Source organism: Acidovorax sp. SRI_002, from assembly GCF_057586455.1.
In genome coordinates this window covers 232,536-255,171 of the sequence record NZ_JBYCZW010000001.1, presented here as the reverse complement: position 1 = coordinate 255,171, position 22,636 = coordinate 232,536, and the positions used below count along the sequence as shown (strand labels likewise).

Genomic DNA, 22,636 nt, shown 5'->3' with positions numbered 1-22,636 from the left:
GGAGGCCGATTGGTTTAAGTTGACACCTCTGCAGAGGTGTTGCTGTTGGCGAGTTGCCTCCAGTAGTTTGCCTCAGCTTCTGCCGGAGGGATGCCCCCAATCGGCGTGAGCAGTCGGATGTGGTTGAACCAGTGCACCCATTGCAGGGTGGCCAGTTCCACGGATTCCCTGTTCTTCCAGGGTCCCCTGCGGTGAATCAATTCGACCTTGTACAGCCCGTTGATGGTCTCGGCCAGTGCGTTGTCATAGCTGTCGCCCCTGCTGCCCACTGATGGCTGAATGCCCGCCTGGTCCAGGCGTTCGGTGTAGCGAATGGAAACGTATTGACTGCCCCTATCGGAATGGTGCGTCAGGGCATTGGCCGCAGGCTGACGTTCGAACAGGGCTTGTTCCAGCGCATCCAGCACGAAGTCCGTTTGCATGCTTCGACTGACCCGCCAGCCCACGATGCGCCGGGCGTATACGTCCACCACGAAGGCCACGTACAGCCAGCCTTGCCAGGTGGAGACGTAGGTGAAGTCCGACACCCACAGCTCGTTGGGACGGCTGGCCTTGAAGTGTCGGTTGACATGGTCCAGCGGACACGGCGCCGAGGTGTCTGGCGTGGTGGTGCGCACCGTCTTGCCACGGCGTGCTCCTTGCAAGCCCATGGCACGCATCAACCGCTCGACCGTGCAGCGCGCCACCCGGATGCCCTCGCGGTTCATCTGCAGCCAGACCTTGTCGGCTCCGTAGACCTGCCAGTTGGCATGCCACACGCGCTGGATGTCGGACTTCAAACCCTCGTCACGCTGGGCGCGTGTACTGCGCAACTGTGGATTGCGCTGGCGAGCGGCATGGCGCCAGTAACACGACGGGGCCATCTGCAACACCCGGCAGATGGGCTCGACCCCGTAGTCGTGACGGTGGCGGTCGATGTAGTTCTTCAAGACTTCAATCGGCGGTCGAGCTCCGCCTGCGCGAAAAACGCGCTGGCCGTCTTGAGGATGTCATTGGCCCGGCGCAGCTCTTTGACCTCACGCTCCAGCTCCTTGATGCGCTGGGCTTCTGACGTGGTGGTGCCGGGGCGCTGGCCGCTATCAACCTCTGCCTTCTTGACCCAGTCGTTCAAGGTCTGAGGCACGCAGCCAATCTTGGGCGCAATCGATTCAATGGCTGCCCACAGCGACGGGTAGTCGGCTCGGTGCTCCTGCACCATGCGCACGGCGCGCTCGCGGACTTCTGGGGAGAACTTCGGTGACTTGTTCATGGCTCCATCTTCTCAAGAGTTGGAGCCTCCTCAAATCCCGGGGCGGTTCAAGGCGTTCCTACTCACCAAAAGTTGTTGCACTGAGCCGATACGGGGCGTCCATGGGTTTCAGCAGACAAGCAGAGTCAGCGCGTCGCTCTCGCATACGGTTCGCCTCATTCGACATCCTGAATCCACCATAGACACGGGGTTCAAAGCAATGGAGGGTGCTTGCAAAGAGGAAATTGCTGAGCACAGCAAGTTGAGAAAGCAGATCTTTGATCGAATGGTAGAGAAAGGAGAAATCAAGCGGCGGGGCCCCTCCGACGAAGCCGCCAAACGAGCAAGTGAGCACACAAAGTGATGACGCCAGCCTGCCAGGTCCAACGATCTTGGGTACAGGTCCACGCATCGAAGTCGATGGCGCGAAGGTACCAACCTAGCTGGACTATGACATCACATCCAACAAGCCATCGGCGCACTGACAGGAGATCCGCTGGGGGAAGGGGGACATCAGTTGATCAGCTTTCAAGAGTGGTAGAGCGCACGGTCGGAGTTTTATCCACGAAGTGCACTGCAGCCTTGAGAGGCAGTCATGCTGGACCAGTGGGTGGCCCAGCGCCCATCAATGCCAGACGGGCAAGAGCTGCACATGTACTGGCAATGTCGCCTGGCCGATGACTGGATCTACCAAAGCACCCTGCGTGACCACGCCGGCAAGGTGGCGGGCCCGGGTTCCGCTGCTCGCATCGCGTGCCGAGGACGGCACGGCCACATGGCTCAGCGTCACTTTGCCGCAGGAAGAGCTGGTCCCCTGGAGCTGAGCCATTTCCTGCTGTGTGCCGGGCCGCAGATGCTGGACGAACTGAAAATGGACTTGCGCAGCGCGGGTGCCAGATCTCAGCTTCGAGGCCTGCTGGCGTCGCGCAATCAAGTGCTCCCAATAAACCAGTTACTTCGCGCTCGCAATCGCGCACGCCTGCATGCATTTCACGCGCGGTGCAAGCGTCAGGCGTGCAAAATCTGCGGGCAGACCGCCCAGAAAGAACAAAAGTGGAAATTCGTAAGCGCAACAACGTGCATGTGATCAATGCAATTCGCCCCGACGCTCCTGTGCTCGTCTATGCGCACGGCTTCGGGTGTAGCCAGCAGATGTGGCGACACATCACTCCGGCCTTTGAAGGGAAGTGCCACCAGGTCTTGTTCGACTACGTTGGCTGTGGCCAATCAGACTTGACCGCCTTCGACCCCGTGAAATACGCAAGCCTGAAAGGCTACGTGCAAGATGTGCTGGATGTGTGCGACACGTTGGGCATTGAGCGCGGAGTAAATTTTGTTGGACATTCGGTCAGTGCCAGCGTCGGCCTGCTGGCCTCCATCGAGCGACCTACGCTTTTTGACCGCCTGATTCTGGTTGGCCCGTCGCCTTGCTACCTCAATCACGCACCGGATTATTTTGGAGGATTCGAGCGCAAGGATTTGGATGGCCTATTGGACCTCATGGACCAGAACTTCATGGGCTGGTCCAGCTATCTCGCACCCATTGTGGCAGGAGCGCCGCAGGCAGACAGTCTGGGCGGGGAGTTGTCCGAGAGCTTCTGCTCAACCGATCCTACGATGGCTCGCATCTTTGCGCAGGCAACCTTCTTCGCAGATAGCAGAGAGGATCTACCGCGCGTGACCCGGCCAAGTCTGATCCTGCAGCATGGCAAAGATGCGTTGGCGCCCCTTTCTGTCGGGGAGTACATGCACAAGAAGCTCAGGGGCAGCACGTTGGAAGTGCTGGACGTGACCGGACACTGCGGTCACATGAGTCACCCGGATCTGGTGACGGCCGCAATTCAACGATATCTCTCACTCACCTGAGCGAGACCGAGAGGGCTGGATATGCTGGCGGTTGATGACATCCCTTGCGCGATGATGATTACGGACCCCGAGGGGCACATCGTGCGGATAAACAGGGAGTTCCTTGTACTGATCGGGGGCACAGAGGCTTTTTGGCTCGGCCACTCGATGGACGAACTGTTGACACCAGCTTCGCGAATTTTCAGCCAGACTCATCTGTTCCCCACGCTGCATCACGCAAAGAGTGCGCGCGAGGTTTTCCTCCACCTTCGCGGTTTCGATGGCGAAACTGTTCCTGTCATGATCAATGCAGTAAACAAGCGACTGGAGATGGGTGACAACATCGTATGGGCTTTCTTTGTGGCCCGCGAACGCAGCCGTTTCGAAGGCGAGTTGATCAAGGCGCGTGCAGAGGCACAGGCCCTAGCCCAGCGCTTGGCGGCCAGCAATGAACAGGTTGAACTGCAGAATCGCCAGCTTTCGGAACTGAGTCTTTCTGATCCACTCACAGGTCTCAAAAACCGCCGTGCGCTGGAGTTGACCGTGCAAGATTGGCAGCGGTCTGCCTCTCCAAACAGCTCGGCGTCGTTGTTGATGGTTGATGTGGATTACTTCAAACGTATCAACGACGCACATGGCCATCCCGAGGGCGACCGGGTGCTGGTCAATTTAGCGCGCCAGTTACAGGCAGGCGCCCGAGGTTCGGACTTGGTGGCGCGATACGGCGGGGAAGAGTTCGTTGTATGGTTGCCCGATGCGGAGGTGGAAGCAGCAGCCCGCGTCGCCGAGCGGGTACACAAATGCGCCAGACGGGTGCGCTCAGCGGCGGGGCCAGTAACGGTCAGTGTTGGGCTGGCATGTGCTGTACACGAAACCGGAGCGGACTTCCTTGCCCGACTGTTAAAGCGCTCTGATGAAGCTGTTTACAGTGCAAAGGCGCTCGGGCGCAACTGCACAGTGGTTCGTGACTGAGTCGTCAAGCCTCGCGCGGTGCACCAGCATTTGGAATGCTAAAAGCTTCCGCCCACAGAACGTTGGCGAGGGCTACTTGCACTGGAGATGACGTGGCCGGGAAGCTGGACTATGTACCCGGGGTGCTCAGCGTGGAGCGCCATGCACGTGGAGAACGGACTTGCGGCCAATGCGAAACCATCGTCCAGGCACCGAAGGCCGCTCACGTCATCGACAAAGGCATCCCCGGCACAGGGCTACTGACCCAGCATGAGTGTATGCTGCAGCGGCAACAAGGAGGTTCCCCGGGGGGGCGGCGACTGCCAAGGCCTGGGCAACAGCATGCGCCGCCGGGTGGTGATTACCCGGTTCGTCGATGACGGGTAGCTGCCGATTGACAGCAGCTGGATCGAGAACCAGATCCTGCCCATCGCTCTAGGAGGATCGAACGGGCTGTTTGCTGGTAGCCTGCGCGCTGGTCAGCGGGCGGCAGCCGTCATGCGCCTGATCCAGTCAGCGCGCGTGAACGGGCATGATCCGTACGCCGACCTGAGGGATGTCCTCACGCGACTGCCCACGCACAAGGCCAGTCAGATCGAGGAGCTGCTGCCGCTGCGTTAGGGTAGCGCGCCACCTGTCAGCCGCTGCGCCAGGTCGTCCACCCGTACCAAGCGGCCCAGCACGCCAACAGCCAAAGCAACACGACGAGGGCGGCGCCAACCTTGCTGGAGGGTTTGGCCCCTTTGGCGGTCATCCATTCATCAGCTTGACCACGGCATTCAGCGAGAACGTCTGCAGGCAGTAGCCTGATGGTCAACCAAATCAAGCCCGGCAGGAGCAACGCATCATCGACATAGCCCAGCACCGGAATGAAATCCGGAATGAGGTCTATTGGGCTGAGTGCGTAAGCCACCACGAACACTCCAAGAGCCTTGGCATACCAAGGGGTACGCGGATTCTTGCCTGCAAACCAAAGCGTGACCCCATCACGTTTGACTCGTTTGGCCCAAACCCTCAAGCTACTGCTGATACTCATAGACCGTAGCATGCCACGTCCGCATTTCCACCACTGCTGTATGAGTAGACCCATGCTACGTGGAGCGTTCACGATGCCGTCGGCGAACGCCTAGGCAACCACGGCTATTGCCATTGGTCAACATGCGTTCACCAGACGCATACCCTCGCGAGTCGTGAGGAAGTGAAAGACGGCGCGGTCGTGCCAGACATCGTAGACATGACATGCAAGCTCGACCTTCGTGATGTCACCAGCGAGCCAAGATACGCCAGATGCTTGATCGCCGAGTCGAGCCTACGATGCCGCCAAAGTAGCCTCCGACAGGCCCAGGACGGAGACTTGCTGGTAACCGTTGGCGAGCAGATCGTCAACCAACGTCGAGGCGCCACCGCCAACGTCGATGATGCTCGCACCCTTGGACACACCTGTGTGCGCAATGAGATCACCTGATTGACGTGCATGCTCCTGGAACCAACTGACATCGTTCTCGGATTTTTTCGTATAGACCTGTTCCTAATGTTCCTTGGATTGCATCGATTCCTCCCGAAATCGACATGCCGCGAGTCGCCGAACCACCACACGCTAGCGTCGAAATCGATTCGGCGCAATCAAGAGGGAATGGATAGACGCTTCCAGAGAGGCCTTAGCTGTAGCAAATGATTGCTACAGAATTTTTTCTGCAAAAAAGCAACGACGTTTTCAATCGACCTTGCCAGTAGAAATTTCGGTTTGGGCTATGCGGTATTGGTTTCTTCCGGCAAATTTTGCTTCATACAGAGCTTTGTCTGCGCAAGCCAGAAGATCCGCTGGCGTGACTGGTCCACGAATATGAAACGCGATACCAATGCTAGTCGTTACTCTGAGAGGAACGTCGGCCACCATAAATGGCAAGTTTATTTTTGCAACTATTTTCTGCGCTACCAAGCGCGCCTCAGCCTCTGAATGAAGATCCTCCAAAACAATAACAAACTCGTCCCCAGCCAAACGTGCGACAGTATCTGTACCACGTACGCATCGCAAAAGTCGTGCACCGAACTCCTTCAAAACCTCATCGCCAGTCGCATGACCTAGCTCATCATTGATTGCCTTGAAGTGATCAACATCCAGGAATAGAAGTGCAACTGAATGGCCACTTCGTTCGGCTCTAGCAAGAGCGTCGGGAAGTCGCTGATTGAACTCATAGCGATTCGCAAGCCCAGTGAGGAAGTCATTCCTTGCAAGTGCATTGAGCTGCTTCTCGATGGCTTTGAGTTTTGTGACATCCGTGCTCAGTGCATACAAACCAATTACTTGGCCTTCCTGATTGATGTCAGGTATATATTCATTTTGCAGACTTCTTCGAATTCCTAGAGCTTCCGACTCCACTTCGAAACTTACGCGCTCTCCGGTCAAAGCTCTTTCCATGTAGGCACGGCGTTCTTCAAAAAGGGAAGCGCCAATAGCTTCAACGACTTGCTTCCCGATAACATTAGATGGATCAATCCCCATCCAGTCCTGAAAAGTGGCATTTACGAATGTCAATTTGCTTTCTGAGTCGATATAGGAGATAAGCACAGGCAAATTATCCGTTATATCCCGAAATCGTCTTTCACTGTCTCGGACACGCTGCTCTGATTTTTTACGCTCCGTGACATCGAAAGATACGGAGTAAAATCCATTGCATTTGCCATCGGAAGTAAAGTCTGGAACATAGCTTTGTTGAAAGCAGTGTAATTCTCCTCCCAATCTGGCAGTGCTTTCAAATGCAACGTGCTCGCCACCAAGCGCACGACGAATAAATGGTTCAAGTTGGCGTTGCCCATCTTCACCCCTTACTTCGGCCACTGTTTTTCCGATCAAAGCGTCTTGTTCTATACCATAAACTTTCGCGCAGTGCTGATTGGCAAAAATCAAACGACCATCTCTATCAAATTGCGAAATAAGCGCTGGTACGTTTTCCGTTATTTTCCGTAAGCGTAACTCACTTTGAGCCAGTTTTTGTTCAGCAGCCTGGCGCTCCGAGATGTCACGTGCGAATGCGTGTGCTATGTAGCCAACGCCATCGTGAAGTGCGGCAACAGCAAGTTCTATAGAAACCTCATGGCCATTTTCGTGGAGAGCCCTAACCTCAATTCGGCGATTTATTACTGCACCGTCTCCCGTCTTGAGAAATGTCTCAAAACCATCTTGGTGAGCTTTTCGTTGGCTTGGCGGGATAATTAGCTGTGAAAGTTGCTGACCAACAGCGGACTGAGCAGGCCAACCAAAAGTTTTTTCCGCAGCGGCATTCCAATCGGTTACTTTTCCAGCTGAATCTATTGCGATAAATGCGTCATTAGAGTTATCCAAAATAACACGCATACGGCGCTGCTCATGAACTATTTGACTAAGCAGTGGGCGTACGCGCATGAGCAGTGCGACAGTGCCTGCGCCTACAAGACCTACAAGCAAGAGGAGTAGTAGTTTTAGGCGTTCCTTGAGCGGGGCAAATAAGGTGCTGACATCGGATTTGACAACAAACCCTAGCCCATAGGGAGACAAAGGTAGATACGCAGCGACAACCTCTACCCCACGTAAGTCCTTGACCATGGACACACCTGATTCGCCCGCAATTGCGAAATTCGCTGGCAAGTTCAAAAACCCAGGTGCTTTGTACATAGGGATACGAGAAGGAGCCGAATAAAATCTGGAGGGTGCACAGAGAGCGTCATCTCCATCTCGGCTACATATAAGGGCATCAGAGGATTCGTTGCTTTGGCGAATCGCGGCAAGTAACCGGTCCGCAACGAGCAATCGCTGCTCAGTTCGAACATAACCCACGACATTACCTCTAAAGTACACCTCATTCTCCGTGGCAAGGATGAATCCATCGAGCCATAGAAGATTCGCCTTCTGGCCGACTACAGTCATTTGGTGTTTAGAGACGACTTTTTCTGCCACAGGGGCGCCAACTGTTTCAAGCAACTGCTTATGAGCATTAAAAAACTCAACACCGCTAATACCTGCTGTCAGAAAACTCTCGCCAACTTTGGAAAGGAAATCACGTGTCTGTTGATCTTGCGGATTTGTATTTAGTTTGAAAAGTGTTTCTTGAACTGATGGACGCGTGGCAATGGTTCTAGGGAACCAAAGGCCAATCTCTAGACTGTTCGTCAGTGACGTTGCATTTGTAGATGCCGTCAAAGAGATGCTTTCTGCCATCGATTTGTCCAACATTTCGCGCAAGACCGCGAAACCGGCGATACCGGCGCTGATGGCCACCAGAGTCAGCACGGCGATTGATCGACGAGCAATCAAGATTTCGTGTCGGTCAAAAGATTGCTGGTTTAAGACCACCCTAGCATCCCGAAGGATCCAAAGCACAACACTCAGTGCGCCAAGGGAGACGGCAGTCGCAGGGAGCATCTTGTTCAGATCCGCGACCCGGTACAGGCTTTCCAACCGAAGCAAATAGCCGGCAATCGCGGCAAAGCTGATGAGCGTGACGATCCAGATACTGGTCGTCAGAGGCCAGGTCGAGAAAGCTCGATCTCGTCGGCACAGGAGCCCAAGAGCGAACCCTGTGGCCATGAAGGCGACACAAGTGTTTGGAGCCATCCGTCCTGGATAAGGGTTAAGGATGCTCGGTTCGACGTCAGGCCTGACGAAGTCCAACCATGGGTCTAGACCAAACACATGCTGTGTAAGCACCAAAGACGAGAACACCACCAGCATGGTTGCGCCGAGTTTCACTGCATGCTGAACGGTGCTTAGATGACTATGCTTGCTTGCGAGGAGGAGGCAACAAATGCCCGAGATGACTAGCAGTAGTGGGCCGTTGATACCACTCTCCGGCGACCAGGGCACCGCTTTTTCTAACCAACTCGTCCGAAATGCCCCTTGAATGAACGCAGCAACGCCAGCCGCAATGATGAGCAGCGCCATCATTTGAACTATGCGTGTGGTACTCGATTTCATTGACGAACCAACTTTCACTGCGTTCCGAAAGACATTCTTTCCTCCCAACTTTGTGGAGAGAAGTTGATGTGGGGCCCCTCAACACGCTGATCATCGTTCGCGCTCTGAACCACGACTTAGCGTACTTGTTTCAATATGTCAGCCTAACGCAAGATGTCGCCGCTGCCTATGGGACCTACCTAGAGACCAGCGCGTTGGGGAGCCAAACCGCACCATGACTATTGACGCAGGTCAATGTCACGTGGCAACAACCAACAGATCTGAGACAGTCAGTGATTTCTCCAAGCAAACTCAACATCGGTACTGGCGAAGTAAGCGCTGAGGCGACCCCTATGGTCTTGCAGGTCGCCATGACGGGGATGCTTCTATTGCGCCCGATCCCACGCCGGGTGGTCAGCGTTGAGACCTAGTCTTAGGCTCGCACTACGGCTGCGTGAAAGTTGTTGTGGTCACGGCTGTGGCGATCGGGTCTCCAAGTCCGGGCAAGGTATGGACGAAGACAGGACGTTGTCCCGTGGAATAATGATTCATTGAATGGCTGCAGCACGCACGCCACATGTTGCAGCCATGAAAAGGCGAAATGTTCATCGGTATTTTTAAGCCCCCCGTACGTTTCATAGCGCTCGTTTGGATGCTCCTGTTATCGCTTGCATTGACTGCAGCCGCTGCGGCTGCAGCGCAAACGTCAGACCGAACTACATTGCGCAACGCCACGCTTACGTCCTTGCTGGGTGAGCGAAGTGTCGAACTGCCTCATCTCCTTGCGCCCACCGATTACGCGACAGGGGGTTCCATTGTTCGATATCGAATGCAATTCGATCTACCCACTGATTCAAATAGCGAGTCCCCCTATGGCATCTATGTGCCGAAGTTGAGCTTGGCTGGTCGGGTACATCTGAACGGAGAACGCATCGCAGACTGTGAACTGGGGCCGGTGGAAGCCCTCCGGTGCCTACACCGCCCTTATTTGTTTGTACCTCCAGCAAGTCACTGGCGAAGCAAAAATAACGTACTTGAGTTCGACATATATGCAACGAATAGACAAATGAATGGGCTATCCCGCATCGTAATTGGACCCGCACAAGAACTTAACAAGGATTACTTACTGCGGCGCGCACTCCAAGTGAGTGTCGTGAATGGATTGGCTTGGGTTGCCCTCAGCCTGGGACTTGTAGTGTTATGCGTCTCTGTAGCACTCGGGGGCAATCGTTTGTACTCATGGTTTGGAGTAACTGCCTTTGCAATCGCTTTAGGCAATCTGAACCATACGATCGCGGTTATTCCGACTCAGCCTGAGATATTCAATTGGTTCATTTTTAGCATCAAGCAAGTAACAGCTCCACTGCTTATGTTGACAATAATCTCATTTTTTGAGAGAGAATGGCCTTGGGCTAGGCGATTTTTTATCTTCTTCCTTTTCGCCAGCCCCCTCGCCATCTGGATTAGCGGAAACAACCGGGACGTCGTTGCCATAATTTACTTGCCATTAATGTGTTTCGCTCCCTTCCTTGCTGGAATATCTCTTTTCTGGTCGTGGAAGTCCAAGCGAATAGTTGATTTTCTCATGGCAGCGTCATTTGCAACTGTTGTTGCCTCCAGTATTTTTGATTGGTTTCGGTTGACAGGAAACGCCTCATTTGAGGGGCTGTATTTGGTGACCTACGTGATTCCGAGTGTGGTTGTAGTAATGGGCACCATATTGGCTGGTCAATTGGCTGCAGCTTTGAGGACTGCACGAGAGCTGACAACCGATCTGGATCGTCGTGTAGAAGAGCGCACGGAAGCTCTGACCCGAGCAAATCGGCAGTTGGAAGAGCTTTCTGCAACCGATGGCCTCACAACGTTGACGAATCGGCGGCATTTTGACAAGATTCTCAGTAAGGAATGGCTTCGTGCGAGGCGTAACAATCAACCACTTACGCTTTTGATGCTTGATGTTGATCATTTTAAGCGCTTCAACGACACGCACGGCCATTTGGCAGGAGATGAATGTCTTCGGCAGATCGCTCAAATCCTAAAGAGTCGCACCTTGCGGGGCAGTGACACCGCAGCTCGATTTGGTGGCGAAGAATTTGCGGTAATCACAAGCGCAAATTCAAAAGAAGGTATTGCATTGGCAGAAATTATCCGCCGCGATGTTGAAGGTATGATTCTACCATTCGAGCCGAGGCGGGCGGGAATGGTTAGCATTAGCATTGGAGTTGCGACTATAATTCCAAGCGATCTGCGTAATCCCGTGGATTTAGTGGCCTTGGCAGACGAGGCGCTTTACAGGGCGAAACAAGCCGGACGCAATTGCGTTATAAGCAATGAAACGCATACTCATCAATGAGTATTGGAAATCAATAAATAGCCATTCGCAATTCTTCAAATGTAAATTGACGTTCTTTCAGGCCACATTCGATTGCCTTTTGTTTGATATTTTCACGTATCGTCCCCACGGCAGTCGTCTTTATAGGTGTTGCGAATTGATCAGCTGATAAACTCCATCCGCACGTCCAGTTAATCAGTGAAGCCACATGCTCTCCAGTCAAAGGTTGCTCCAACTGGTTACGCAGGTAGCAATCACTTACCAAAGGTGGTAATAAGGCTCTAACTGCCAAGTTAGATTTGGAGTGATCTTCACTAGAAATCCAATCTTCGTCTGGCGCCCGTATGGCCTCTACCAAGGACGAGTCGCTGGGGTACGAATTCTCCAGTAGATTATGAAGCCTTGTGGAGCACCTCATCCAGTCGCCCAGCGACTCTGGACGGTTATCTGTCATATATCTGGGTGCCTCTAAGAACTGCATCATCCTCAATCGGTTAGGAGAGGTGTTTAATAAAGCTTGTTTGATTGGAGCGCCTAGAAGTGCAGCAAGCAGGGCTAATCCATGCTCCTCGGAATTCAATGTAATACTAGGCATTGGAAACCAGCTATAGCAGTATGACCACAAAAGCCATTCCTGCTCAAATGGAGCGAGATGCAACAGTTGCGAAATTTTTTTCAGATTCGTCGAAATGCTTGACGGGGCATGAGTGGGTGGAGCATCGATAGAAGAGAGCTTAGAAGCCAATATCATTGGATTCAAGGGGCTTCGCCCAGCTCTAGCAGTGGATTTGGAATCCATCCATTCAAAATTTGGGCTGGCTGAATATCCCAATTCAGGCCAGCAGATGCGCTCAATGTTTATTGAAATTTTAGCGAATTCAGATCTTTCGATCCAGAAAGGCAGGATTGCTGCCATTCGAGCTAATAGCCTGATTACTTGGTATCTCCGGAACTCCTTGTTGCCAATGTCGATATTGACAGTGCTACAGGACTTATCAGTCGTAATGGCTGCGGACGGTGTCGAGATGCTAGTATTCATTGAAAAAGACGTCGAAGTGTTAGTGCAGTCGGCGAGTTGCCTCCCCAGTTTGCACGCTAAACGCGACATCCATGCAAACAACCTGGCGCCATAGGCGATCCCAATCGTCAGTTGTCATGGAGCGGTGAATAGCAGTCGGATGAGCGAAGCTTGGGCAGCGCATAGTGGTTTTTCAATACTAGCTTCTGGGTCAATCAGTTGTGAGGGCCGTCTCGGCGCTGGAAAAGTACATTAGCAACATGACCCTCTTTTCAGCAGAAAAGGCCGACACCGGTGGATATCGGCTCTTCATTGAGCAGTTTGGCTTCAGCCGTCAATCGCAGTGGCCCAGCAGCTCCATGCGAAATTCAGTTGTTTCCAAGCTTCGTGGGGCTTCCAGATATAAAAGCAATGCATTCAGCGTCTGGTACGAGGCCCATTGGTGAAAAAAACGTACCACGCGCATGATCAATAACATGCGCGTATTAGTTTGACACTCGCCCGTCGAGGTACGTCTGGCTCACCAAAGACCTCGCTTGTTCACTTGGGCAAGCACGGTGGACAAGGCTGTCAGCCTCTGAGCCTCCGTCAGGACATCGGTCGCAGCGAGCGCTAACGGCATCGGAAATCCCGCGACTTCATGGGTTCGCCTGAGCACCTGTTCCACCAAACTGGTTCGTGGAACAAACACGTAGTGCACTTCGCAATCCAGGCCGTGCGCCAGGCGCGCAAGAGTGTTCAGCGTGATAGTCCCGTTCGCCTCGGCTTGTTCCAGCTTACGGGCGCCCTGGGCGGTCATGTCCAAGCGTTCTCCCAGCGCTTTGGAACTCATTCCCAGAGCCAGCCGAATCGTCTTCGTCCACCCGCATCTGGGCGTGGCATTGCGCTGCAGCTTCGCGTAGTCGCAAAACTGCCGGTCAAGTTCGGTCAAACGGGTGAGATCCAGACGGTTTTTCAAGAGGGCAAAAAGGATTGGGCAACAGGCTGGTTGCCTCTCCAAACACATTCGGGCAACCGGTTTATTTCCATTGAGAGACTGGCGCACTTGTGACACAAAAATGGCAGTCCCGCTGAGCTATCTTCGCACGCCACGGTCTCGAACAGGACCAATTGGTCTCATATTAACTTGAATGGCGAATGATGCTGCGTTTGGAAAAAGCGACTCTCGGAAAATTTGGTGCACAGGACATGATGAGTCTGATCACATCTTGAGGATGGGAATCCATCTTGCCGGATGCGCTGAATGACAACCACCTTTTGTTGGTGTCAGACCAGTTTCGAGACCTTCTGTCTGGCGTTGGCTGCAATGGGGACCACGACCCTGCACGTGCAGCCTTACCGATCACCCTGTTACTTCTCTCTAGGGCGGGAGCCAAACGTTCAGGCGATAGCTTGGAGATCGGTCTCGAAACTCTGCAGGAAGCACTGTGCTTGCTCAGCACCGCCGTTGATCGGGAGATTGTCAATCGGATGCTGCAACGCAAAGATGCCACACCGATTGGTACCGGACTGATACAAGGACTTCAAATGCTGGTTGAGCATGCCCAGGAACAGGCTGACTCGGAATGCCACGCCTAATCTGAGACGATGCTCTTGAAGTCGGCTTTGACGACCTTGAGGAGTTCACTGACTGAGGTCGCGTCCAACTCCGGGCAGTAAGCGGCGGCAACGAGCGTCAAAGGGTGGATCTGCATCTGCTCGGCCAATACCTCGATGGTGCGGACACTGGGAACTTGGTGCCCTTGCTCGATACGACTGATGTGTCGGCGACTGGTGGCCAACAGCATGTCTTCCTGCACCAAGCCGCGAGCTGCGCGCAATTGCTGCAGCGCCCGACCAAAGTCGGCTTGGGGTGGGACACGCTTTCGGGAAGACATCCACCCGATTTCCGTCCAATGAGACTAAAAAGACCACGACCAACTAGTCTCATTGGCTCAATGAGTTCGATAGAAGTTTCATCCCTGTTGGAAATCTGTTTCTGAAATTGCACTGTGCCCATACTTTTTTTGGATTTTGATGGGGTCCTGCACCCAGAGCATTGCCATGAGTCGAAGCACTTCAGTTGCCTATCTATCTTGGAAGATGCGTTACGACAGGTGCCCGAGTGCCAGATCGTGATCACCAGCACCTGGCGCCTAGCACAGGCCTATGAGGATCTATTGGAAAGGTTCTCTCCGGACATTGCCGCCATGATCGAAGGCGTTACCCCCAGATATTGCGATCTAACGAACGTCCCGAATACGCTGGTGGGGTACGAGCGGGAGGCCGAGTGCCATGCCTGGCTTTGGGCCAACGATGTGCCACATCGCAGATGGGTGGCGGTGGATGATCGATCGTGGCTCTATCGACCGTTCTGCAAGTCGTTGTTTTTGGTCGATGGGCGAACGGGACTCACGCAGACCACCGGTTCACAACTGACAGCTCGTCTTCAAACCACACTTTGAAAAGACTGCCAGGAGGGCAGACCACATAGCCTCAGAAAACATAGATCTAGGGTTAACCCGATCATCCTAACCGGGTAATCTGCCCCGAAAGTGAGGTCACCCCTTTGCACGTGAACTCTTGAACCGGGGTGCGCGCAAAGTCTATGCCGCCGCCCGAGACCCGGCCTCCGTCACCCTGCCCGGTGTGCAGGCGCTGAAGCTTGATGTGACGAAGCCCGACGAAGTCGCCAATGCCGTCGCCCAGGCCGGGGATGTGACCTTGCTCATCAACAACGCGGGCATCGCCCAGCCAGGGGGATTTCTCGCTGACGACAGCGAAGAAGTCGCACGCCGCATCTTCGAGACCAACTTCTTCTCCGTGCTGCGCATGAGCAAGGCGTTTGCGCCCATCCTGAAGGACAACGGGGGCGGTGCCCTGCTGAATGTGCTGTCGGTCGCCTCCTGGGTGAACGGCGGAGAGCTGGCCGCCTACTCCGCCAGCAAGTCTGCCGCTTGGTCGCTCACCAACGCGCTGCGCAACGAGTTGCTGACCCAGAAAACCCAGGTGCTCGGCCTGCACATGGCGTACGTGGACACCGATCTCACCCGGGGATTCGATGTACCCAAGTCGAGCCCTGAAAAAATCGTCCAGCGTGCGCTGGACGGCCTTGAAGCGGGTCTGGATGAAGTCCTGGCGGACGAACTCACCATGCTGGTCAAAAACGGCATGACCGCGCCCACGCCGACCTACCTGCACCCCATGGGCTGAGTAAGCCCAGATACCCGCCCCCGTGTCTTTGGCCTACCGAAAGCCCGCCATGAACCCCATCCTGAAGAAAACGGCAGCGGCGCTGTTTGCGCTGGCTGCCCCGTTTGCATCCACTCCATCACATGCCCAACAGGCCGTGCCTGGGGGCACCATGCGCGCCGCGCCAGTAGCCAGCCCAGAGCGGCCAACCTGGGCCACTGCGCCCACCCAGTCCATCTCTGCGGGCGGGGTGGCCTTTGCCTACCGTGAACTGGGCAAGCACCACGGCGGGACGCCGCTGATTTTGCTGGTCCATCTGGCGGCGGTGCTGGACAACTGGGACCCCCGCGTGGTGGACGGGCTTGCCGCCCAGCGCCACGTGATCGCGTTCGACAACCGAGGCGTGGGTGCATCCAGCGGCTCGCCATCCAACTCCATGGAGCAGATGGCCGATGACGCGATCACTTTCATCAAGGCCAAGGGCTACCAGCAGGTGGATCTGTTCGGCTTCTCGATGGGCGGAATGATTGCCCAAGAGATCGCCTTGAAGGAGCCCGATCTGGTTCGCAAAATGATTCTCGCTGGCACCGGCCCAGCTGGGGGCGAGGGCATCAGTTCCGTTGCAGGGGTGGCCAATCTGGACCTTTTGCGAGGCCTTTTCACGGGCCAGGACCCCAAGCAGTTCCTGTTCTTCACCCGCACGCCCGGCGGCATCGAAGCCGGCAAGGCTTTCCTGAAACGGCTCTCGGAGCGCACAGACAACCGTGACAAGGACATCACCGTGAGCGCCTACGTGGCCCAGTTGCAGGCCCTGAGCGCCTGGGGCAAGAAGGCGCCCGCCGATCTTTCCCAAATCAGGCGGCCGGTGCTCGTTGTCAACGGTGACAACGACCGGATGGTCCCGACGATCAACACGCACGACCTGGCACGGCGGCTACCCAACAGCCAACTGATCATCTATCCCGACGCGGGTCATGGAGGAATTTTCCAGTTCCACGCCGAATTCGTCATGAAGGCGCTCGGATTTCTCGCCGTACCCTGACCGACAAGCGGCAGCAGAAAACCGCCGAGCAGATCATCAGCCCATCAAATTCAGCCCACCACCCATCGCGTCACCGCCAAAATCACCACCGGCATCGTGACCAACGCCAGTGCCGTAGACACCGCCACACTCGCCGTCACCTCGTCCTCGGCCACCGCATAGCGTTGCGCAAACAGGAACACATTGGCCCCCACCGGCAGCGATGCTGCCACGATCATCACCGCCAGCGGCATGCCCGACAGGCCCAGTGCCCAGCCCAGAGTGGCCAGCACGATGGGGTGCACCACACACTTGACCAGCGCAATGCGCAGGGCGGCCTTGAAGTGGTGGCCGACCTTGGTAAACGCCAGCGTCACCCCCACCAGCAGCAGCGCAATCGGCCCCAGCGCCTGGCCCAGCAGCAGCAGGGGTTTGTCAACCACCTGCGGCACCACCAGCCCGGTCTGCGCAAACAGCAGGCCCGCAATGATGGGCAGCGGCACCGGGTGCACGATGCCGTTGCGCACGGCCTGCAGCACGGTGCGCCACATGGGCTGCTGCGCGGAGCCCTCCCGGCCTGCATGCTCGCGCGCGGCGGCCAGTTCAAACACCACGGTGGCGGCGGTCAGCAGGATGAGCGAGTGCACCGAGATCAGCGTGAACAGCGTAACCAGCCCCGCATCGCCAAACACCAGGCCCACCAGCGGCACGCCGATCATCAGCGTGTTGCTGAAGGTGTTGGCCAGCGCCCGCGCCGCGCCCAGGCTGGTAAAGCCCAGCACCGCCAGCGTGGCCGTGTACACCACGCCAAACGCCACAAAGTAGATACCCACGGGGCCGAAGTTGAGGTCTTCGATGTGCACCGTGCTCATGGTGCGAAACAGCAGCGCGGGCGTGAGCACCATGAACACGAGGTTGGCCAGGTCCTTCACGGCTGCGGCCCGAATCCAGCCGCGCCGCCCCACGTAAAAGCCGATGGCGATGAACAGGATGACGGGGATCAGCGAGGTGAAAACGGGAGAGTTCAAGGTGAAAAACCGGTGGCCGTGCGGTGGTGGAGGCCCGTATTGTGGCCCGGGTCACCACGCTGGCATCCGCTGGTCACTATTGTTTTTGTAGCTGCTTGCGCTTATCCATCAAGCGCCAGGGCCCATTTTTGCTTGAATATTTCATGCCCGGCAGTCGGTGTGCCGGTGCGTGGTGGATTGTCCGTGCCATAGGGTATCTCACCCCGCCACCACCGACACCCCGTGGTCTGCCAGCGTCAGGCTCACCGGTGCGCCCACATCCAGCGGCAGCTCCACCTGGGGCGAAACCACAAAGATCTCGCCCAGCGCGCTCGCAAAGGTGTATTCCATGACGCTGCCCAGGTAGGTGCGTTTGGTCAGCCGGGCGGCCAGCCCGCTGGAGGTTGCGGGGCCTATGACCCAGGCTTCGGGCCGCACGGCGATCTTGACCGGGCCGGGGGCGAGAGATGCTGGCGATGGCACGCGCAAGGGGCCGAGCCGGGCATGGCTGCCAGCCGCCGGGCTTTCCCCATCCGCCGGATTGAGCGCATGGATGTGCCCCTCGAACAGCATTGCCTCCCCCATGAAGCCCGCCACAAACTCGGACGCGGGCTGCTCATACAGCGTGCTGGGCGCTCCGCACTGGGCGATGGTGCCTTTGTCCATCACCACAATCTGGTCGCTGACCGCCAAGGCTTCGCTCTGGTCGTGGGTCACATAGACCACCGTCAAGCGCAGGCGTTGCTGCAGGGCGCGGATCTCTTCGCGCATGGCGCGCCGCAAGCGGGCGTCCAGGTTGGACAGCGGCTCGTCAAACAGCAGCACGGCGGGCTCCAGCGCCAGCGCCCGGGCCAGGGCCACGCGCTGTTGCTGCCCCCCCGAAAGTTCATGGGGCCTGCGCAGGTCCAGGCCCTGCAGGCCCACGGTGTCGAGCATGGCGCGGGCCTTGTCGCGCACCTGCGGCGGGCGCAGGGGCAGCCCGTGCAGGCCGTAGCACACGTTGTCGATCACGTTCAGGTGCGGGAACAGCGCGTAGCTCTGGAACACCAGGCTCACATTGCGCTGCGCCGGGCCAAGGGTTGTCACGTCCTGCCCGTCGATGAAGATGCGACCCGCCGTGGGTGACTCGAGCCCGGCAATCATCCGTAGCGTGGTCGTCTTGCCGCAGCCCGATGGCCCCAGGATGGTGGTGAGCGTGCCACGGGGCACCACAAAGCTGATGTGGTCCACCACCATCGGCGCGCTGGGCAATGGTCCGTACCGCTTGCTGACATCCCGGAACTCGATGCCATGCGCGGCAGATGACTGCTTCACGGACATCTCAACCTTCCCAGGCAACAACGGCATCGACACCGATGACCTGCCCTGCGTCCATGCGGTTGAACAGCATGACCTGGGCGCCCATCGCCTCGGCAATCTGCCGGCAGATCGACAACCCCAGCCCCACCCCGCCCTGCCCTGCCGAAAACGGCTGGAACAACCGTTGTCGCACGGCGTCGTCAATGCCAGGGCCTTCGTCCCACACCAGCAGTTCGCGCCGCCCGGTGCTGTTGCGCAGCAGCACCCCCAGCCGCCCATGCACGGGCGTGTGGTGGATGGCGTTGGCCAGCAGGTTGCGCATGAGCTCGCCCAGCAGCGCCGCGTCGCCGGGGGCCCACAGCGTATCGGGGCCTTCCAGCGCAAAGTCCAGCCGCTTGGCGGCGATCAGTGGCGCCAGCTCCATCACGGCCTCGCGGGCCATGGCGTTCAAATCCACGCTGGGCAGCTCGCCCATGCGCTGAAGCTGCTCCACCTTGCTCAGGCTCAGCAGCTGGTTGGCCAGGCCCGAGGCGCGGTCTACCGTGTGCAGCATCTGCTGCAGCGCATCGGCCACCAGCACATCGCCCGCAATGGCCGACTGCAGCTGCGTGCGCAGCACCGCCATGGGGGTGCGCAGCTGGTGCGTAGCGTCGGCCAGAAAACGCCGCTGCTCCTCGATCCATCGGCTCTGGCTTTGCTGCAGCTCACCAAAATGCTGCACGGCAGGCGCCAGCTCTGACGGGCCTTCGTAGCCCTGGCCGGTGCCGCCTGCACCCGGCTGGGTTGGCGGAGTGAGCGACACATCCGCGTGCAGCAGCCAGCCCGACGCGACGCGCGCCAGCACCATCGCCACCGCCGTCATGGCCAGGGCCAGCAGAACCACTGGGCGCAAACCCGCGCCCTCATCCATCAGGCGGGCAACGCTAGGCAGGCGTTCGCTGAACGGCCGCGCCACCTGGCGCACCACCGGCGGGGCGGCGCCCTGCCCGCCCCCAGCCACCGCCGGCTGGTGCAGCGTGGCGGCAACGCGCACCAGTTGGTCGCCCACCTGCGCCAGGTAAAAGTGCACGCTGACCTGCCCTTGCACGGGCTCAGAGGGTGGTACACGCGGCAGGTCGGCGCTGCCCGCCAGGCGCTCGCCGTCCAGGCTGCTTTCGCGGAACCAGACCGCAGGGGCTTGCTCCATGGCGGATGCACCGGCCTGCGGCTGCAACACGTTCGGCCAGGTTGTCAGCGCCCTGTGCAGCACGGCATCCTGCGCGGCAGCGTTGTGCCGTACCTGCTGCACCACCTGCACCGTGGCAACCAGGGCCACCAGCGCCCACAGGGGCACGAGCAGGCCCACCAGAAGCAGCCGCTGTAGCGATCCTCCGCGCGGGCGCCAGGGCCAGCGCTGCCACCAAGGCGTGTTCACCGGAGCGCCCCGCCCTTCTCGGCCTTGTCGACCTTGTCGCCTTTTTGGGCGGCCATGCTGTCGGCATCGCACAGCAGGTAGCCCACGCCGCGCAGGGTCACGATCTCGGCATTGGTCCCCACCAGCTTCTTGCGCAGGCGGTGCACCACCACCTCCACCGCATCGGCCTGCACCTGCTCATCGGTGTTGGCAAACACCTGGGTGCGCAGCTCTTCCTTGCTCACCACGCGGTCGATGCGCGACATCAAGAGGCGCAGCAGCTCCGCCTCACGCTGCGACAGCTCCAGCGGCAGTGCCTCGTTGTAGAACGCGCCGCTGGCCGGGTCGCGGTGGAGCGCACCACAGCGCAACTGCCCGTCGCGCCCCACCCGGCGTGTCAGGGCCCGCAGGCGCGCCACCAGCTCGTCCAGGTCAAACGGCTTGGCCAAGTAGTCGTCCGCCCCCGCCTCCAGCCCTGCCACGCGGTCGGTGACGGCCGCACGGGCCGTGAGCGCCAGCACGGGCGTGGTGCTGCCGCCATCGCGCAGGCGCCGCAGCACCTCCAGCCCGTCCAGACCCGGCAAAGACAGGTCCAGCGTGATCACATCAAAGGCCGTGCGCCGCGCCGCCGCCAGGGCCTCCTTGCCGTCGGCGCAGCACAGCACCTCAAAACCGCGCGCCACGAGGCTGCGGCTCAGGGCACCGGCCAGATCAAAATCGTCCTCGACCAACAGCAGTTTCATGCCCCGATCATGCCGCCTGCGCTGGGCTCCGGCCACTGTGGTTGTACGGAGGGGGCGTGAAAGGAAGGCGAAAGCGTGAGAGGACGACGCGAATGAAAGCTCGTGTCCTGAGTTGGAGGTTCGTTGATGAAATAAAGATGTCGAAATCGTCGCCAGGCAAGGCGCAAGCCACAGCGGTAGCCTTAGCTATCGCGAGGATTTGCAACGCAGTATGGCGGCGATTCTGGGCGTCTTTATGAAGTGAATTTCCAACTCAGGACACTTGGGTGCCTCGCTCCAACCAGCGGTGAACGGGTTGTAAGAACTCAATGGTGCCCTTTGTGCGCCGGGCGTGTTGCAGGCGAAGGCTCTGAGCCCGCAGCGTAGCCGCGCAGGGCGGAATACCGCTGGATCTGGTCACTGTGGAGCAGCGCGGTTTGCGCAAGGTGCGTGCGCAAATGCTCTTCGCGCAAGCGCGCCTGGCGTTGTCCGATTTCGCCGGTCAGTGCGGATAGCCTCGCGGGGTGGATCGTGCCCGTTTTGAACGCCTCATCCAGTGCCTCTTCCGAGGCGATCAGGGCCGCTCCGAGCTTTCGCGCGGCCTCCTTGTGCGCGTGCAGCAAGGCGGTTGTGGCCGTTCTCTGCTGGTCGGTCAACGCCAGCGCGTCTGCGTGCTCCAGAACGTGGGCTGGTCCGGGGTAGCCGTTCAGCTCGGCCGCCTTCGCCAAACCCATGCCCTGCCCCTGCAACAGATCTGTCACGTCCTGGTCAGACAACGATTTGATGGCGCGTTTTTGCTGGCCGGCATAGGGCGCAGGCTCGGCGGTGGCGAGATGGGCAGCCAATGCCAGTGCAATGTACCCCGCCGTCTTGATCAGTGCGGGCATGTGGCCCCTACCCTGTGGTGACCGGGCGCCTGTATTGCGTAGCTGAACTCTTGCTGTCATGGTCATGGCCCACGTTGTTGTGATTACCGTGGGCATGCTACGAAGAAGGTCGCCCTGAACGATATGATTTTGGTCATATGAAAAAAGCGATAGGTGTGGGTGTGTCCGGCTCGGGAGCCGATTTTCCATGGATGCGGCTGATGCCCCCAAGCCTGCGCGAACTGGCAAAGGCGCGGCAATTCGCAGCACACCACGCCGTCTTTCAAACTGGCAATCCTGTGTGCAGCATTTACCTGGTGACCACGGGTGAAGTGCGCCTCGTTCGGTTCAGCCGCAACGGCGGCGAAGTCATCCTTCAGCGATCACGGCAGGGCTTTGTGGCAGAAGCCAGCCTGGACAGCCAGCTTTACCACTGCACCGCCGTAGCCTCCGAGCCCAGCGATCTGCTGGAGTTTCCAGCGGATGCGTTTCGCACTGCGTTGCACGATTCGTCAGACTTTCGCGCAGCTTGGCTGTTGCAGCTGTCGCAAGAACTGCGCAAGCTTCGTGCGCAGTGTGAGCGGCTGAGCCTGCACAGGGCTGCGGACCGCATTGCTCACTACATCCACGCTGAAGGGGTTGATGGCTGCCTAACCCTGCAGCAGCCTCGAAAGGCCTGGGCCGCCGAACTCGGCCTCACGCATGAGGCCCTTTACCGAACCCTGCGGCGAATGCAGGACGAAGGGCTTATCCACATAAACGGCAACTTGCTTCGGGCCTTGGGCTAGGAGCCCACCACCCGCCCTCCTCCATCGTCCACCTCGGTCTGCAGCACGTGCCACTGACGGGGAGC

The 22,636-nt window shown here is 57.8% G+C and carries 19 protein-coding genes, 2 pseudogenes and 1 other annotated feature; of the genes and pseudogenes, 10 read left to right on the top strand and 11 right to left on the bottom strand.

What is annotated here, in order from left to right; translation table 11 throughout:
• Positions 1 to 14 precede the first annotated feature (14 nt).
• A protein-coding gene (locus AC2YJX_RS01120; protein WP_487255006.1) for an IS3 family transposase occupies positions 15 to 1,249 on the bottom strand; the annotation gives its coding sequence in 2 pieces (ribosomal slippage) (positions 15 to 961 and positions 961 to 1,249; 1,236 coding nt in all).
• Positions 855 to 971: a sequence feature (AL1L pseudoknot), on the bottom strand. (Overlaps the previous gene by 117 nt.)
• A gap of 574 nt (positions 1,250 to 1,823) precedes the next feature.
• On the opposite strand from AC2YJX_RS01120, the gene AC2YJX_RS01115 reads away from it, so the two are divergent.
• From AC2YJX_RS01115 to AC2YJX_RS01100, 4 genes and pseudogenes are all read left to right on the top strand, one after another.
• Positions 1,824 to 2,315, top strand: coding sequence for a hypothetical protein (locus AC2YJX_RS01115; protein WP_487255005.1), 492 nt, complete (start codon positions 1,824 to 1,826; stop codon positions 2,313 to 2,315).
• Entirely contained in the window at positions 2,282 to 3,094 is an 813-nt protein-coding gene (locus tag AC2YJX_RS01110; RefSeq protein WP_487255004.1) for an alpha/beta fold hydrolase, read from the top strand. The genes AC2YJX_RS01115 and AC2YJX_RS01110 overlap by 34 nt, the downstream gene beginning before the upstream one ends.
• A 21-nt stretch (positions 3,095 to 3,115) precedes the next feature.
• Positions 3,116 to 4,045 carry a sensor domain-containing diguanylate cyclase gene (locus AC2YJX_RS01105; protein ID WP_487255003.1) on the top strand — a complete coding sequence of 310 codons (930 nt, stop codon included), beginning with the start codon at positions 3,116 to 3,118 and terminating at the stop codon, positions 4,043 to 4,045.
• 345 nt (positions 4,046 to 4,390) lie between these two features.
• Positions 4,391 to 4,645, top strand: a pseudogene (locus AC2YJX_RS01100) (transposase domain-containing protein); the annotation flags it as partial.
• A gap of 16 nt (positions 4,646 to 4,661) precedes the next feature.
• On the opposite strand, the gene AC2YJX_RS01095 reads toward AC2YJX_RS01100, so the two are convergent.
• Positions 4,662 to 5,060, bottom strand: a complete 399-nt coding sequence (locus AC2YJX_RS01095; RefSeq protein WP_487255002.1) for a YkvA family protein — start codon at positions 5,058 to 5,060, stop codon at positions 4,662 to 4,664.
• A 678-nt stretch (positions 5,061 to 5,738) separates the two neighbouring features.
• Positions 5,739 to 8,942 (bottom strand): sensor domain-containing protein, encoded by a 3,204-nt coding sequence (locus AC2YJX_RS01090; RefSeq protein ID WP_487255001.1) that lies wholly within the window; start codon positions 8,940 to 8,942, stop codon positions 5,739 to 5,741.
• A gap of 613 nt (positions 8,943 to 9,555) precedes the next feature.
• Here AC2YJX_RS01090 and AC2YJX_RS01085 point away from each other — a divergent pair.
• Positions 9,556 to 11,307, top strand: coding sequence for a GGDEF domain-containing protein (locus AC2YJX_RS01085; RefSeq protein WP_487255000.1), 1,752 nt, complete (start codon positions 9,556 to 9,558; stop codon positions 11,305 to 11,307).
• 10 nt (positions 11,308 to 11,317) lie between these two features.
• On the opposite strand, the gene AC2YJX_RS01080 is transcribed toward AC2YJX_RS01085, so the two are convergent.
• Together AC2YJX_RS01080 and AC2YJX_RS01075 are read right to left on the bottom strand one after the other, a co-directional pair.
• Entirely contained in the window at positions 11,318 to 12,202 is an 885-nt protein-coding gene (locus AC2YJX_RS01080; RefSeq protein WP_487254999.1) for a hypothetical protein, read from the bottom strand.
• A 622-nt stretch (positions 12,203 to 12,824) separates the two neighbouring features.
• The gene (locus AC2YJX_RS01075) at positions 12,825 to 13,235 is read right to left on the bottom strand and encodes a helix-turn-helix domain-containing protein (RefSeq protein WP_487254998.1); all 411 of its coding nucleotides are present in this window, start codon (positions 13,233 to 13,235) and stop codon (positions 12,825 to 12,827) included.
• 461 nt (positions 13,236 to 13,696) lie between these two features.
• Between AC2YJX_RS01075 and AC2YJX_RS01070 the strand changes: the two genes are divergently transcribed.
• The gene (locus AC2YJX_RS01070; protein WP_487254997.1) at positions 13,697 to 13,882 is read left to right on the top strand and encodes a hypothetical protein; all 186 of its coding nucleotides are present in this window, start codon (positions 13,697 to 13,699) and stop codon (positions 13,880 to 13,882) included.
• Here the strand turns inward: AC2YJX_RS01070 and AC2YJX_RS01065 are convergent.
• Positions 13,879 to 14,181, bottom strand: coding sequence for a helix-turn-helix domain-containing protein (locus AC2YJX_RS01065; RefSeq protein WP_487254996.1), 303 nt, complete (start codon positions 14,179 to 14,181; stop codon positions 13,879 to 13,881). The two genes, AC2YJX_RS01070 and AC2YJX_RS01065, sit on opposite strands and share 4 nt — an antisense overlap.
• Positions 14,182 to 14,295: 114 nt before the next feature.
• On the opposite strand from AC2YJX_RS01065, the gene AC2YJX_RS01060 reads away from it, so the two are divergent.
• From AC2YJX_RS01060 to AC2YJX_RS01050, 3 genes and pseudogenes are all read left to right on the top strand, one after another.
• Positions 14,296 to 14,748 (top strand): HAD domain-containing protein, encoded by a 453-nt coding sequence (locus AC2YJX_RS01060; protein ID WP_487254995.1) that lies wholly within the window; start codon positions 14,296 to 14,298, stop codon positions 14,746 to 14,748.
• 94 nt (positions 14,749 to 14,842) lie between these two features.
• Positions 14,843 to 15,496: pseudogene (locus tag AC2YJX_RS01055) on the top strand (SDR family oxidoreductase); the annotation flags it as partial.
• Positions 15,497 to 15,545: 49 nt separating this feature from the next.
• Positions 15,546 to 16,517 carry an alpha/beta fold hydrolase gene (locus AC2YJX_RS01050; protein ID WP_487254994.1) on the top strand — a complete coding sequence of 324 codons (972 nt, stop codon included), beginning with the start codon at positions 15,546 to 15,548 and terminating at the stop codon, positions 16,515 to 16,517.
• A gap of 50 nt (positions 16,518 to 16,567) precedes the next feature.
• Here the strand turns inward: AC2YJX_RS01050 and AC2YJX_RS01045 are convergent, their stop codons facing one another.
• The 5 genes from AC2YJX_RS01045 to AC2YJX_RS01025 form a co-directional block, all read right to left on the bottom strand.
• A complete protein-coding gene (locus AC2YJX_RS01045) occupies positions 16,568 to 17,524 on the bottom strand; it encodes an AEC family transporter (protein WP_218301095.1) in 957 nt (318 codons plus the stop codon).
• 198 nt (positions 17,525 to 17,722) lie between these two features.
• A complete protein-coding gene (locus AC2YJX_RS01040; protein ID WP_487254993.1) occupies positions 17,723 to 18,823 on the bottom strand; it encodes an ABC transporter ATP-binding protein in 1,101 nt (366 codons plus the stop codon).
• A 1-nt stretch (position 18,824) separates the two neighbouring features.
• A complete protein-coding gene (locus AC2YJX_RS01035) occupies positions 18,825 to 20,216 on the bottom strand; it encodes a sensor histidine kinase (RefSeq protein ID WP_487254992.1) in 1,392 nt (463 codons plus the stop codon).
• Positions 20,213 to 20,938, bottom strand: coding sequence for a response regulator transcription factor (locus AC2YJX_RS01030; protein WP_055401899.1), 726 nt, complete (start codon positions 20,936 to 20,938; stop codon positions 20,213 to 20,215). Before AC2YJX_RS01030 ends, AC2YJX_RS01035 begins: the two co-directional genes overlap by 4 nt.
• Positions 20,939 to 21,243: 305 nt before the next feature.
• Positions 21,244 to 21,804 carry a hypothetical protein gene (locus AC2YJX_RS01025; protein WP_228895346.1) on the bottom strand — a complete coding sequence of 187 codons (561 nt, stop codon included), beginning with the start codon at positions 21,802 to 21,804 and terminating at the stop codon, positions 21,244 to 21,246.
• Between the two features lie 191 nt (positions 21,805 to 21,995).
• Between AC2YJX_RS01025 and AC2YJX_RS01020 the strand changes: the two genes are divergently transcribed.
• Positions 21,996 to 22,571, top strand: coding sequence for a Crp/Fnr family transcriptional regulator (locus tag AC2YJX_RS01020; protein ID WP_487254991.1), 576 nt, complete (start codon positions 21,996 to 21,998; stop codon positions 22,569 to 22,571).
• The last annotated feature ends 65 nt before the right edge of the window (positions 22,572 to 22,636 follow it).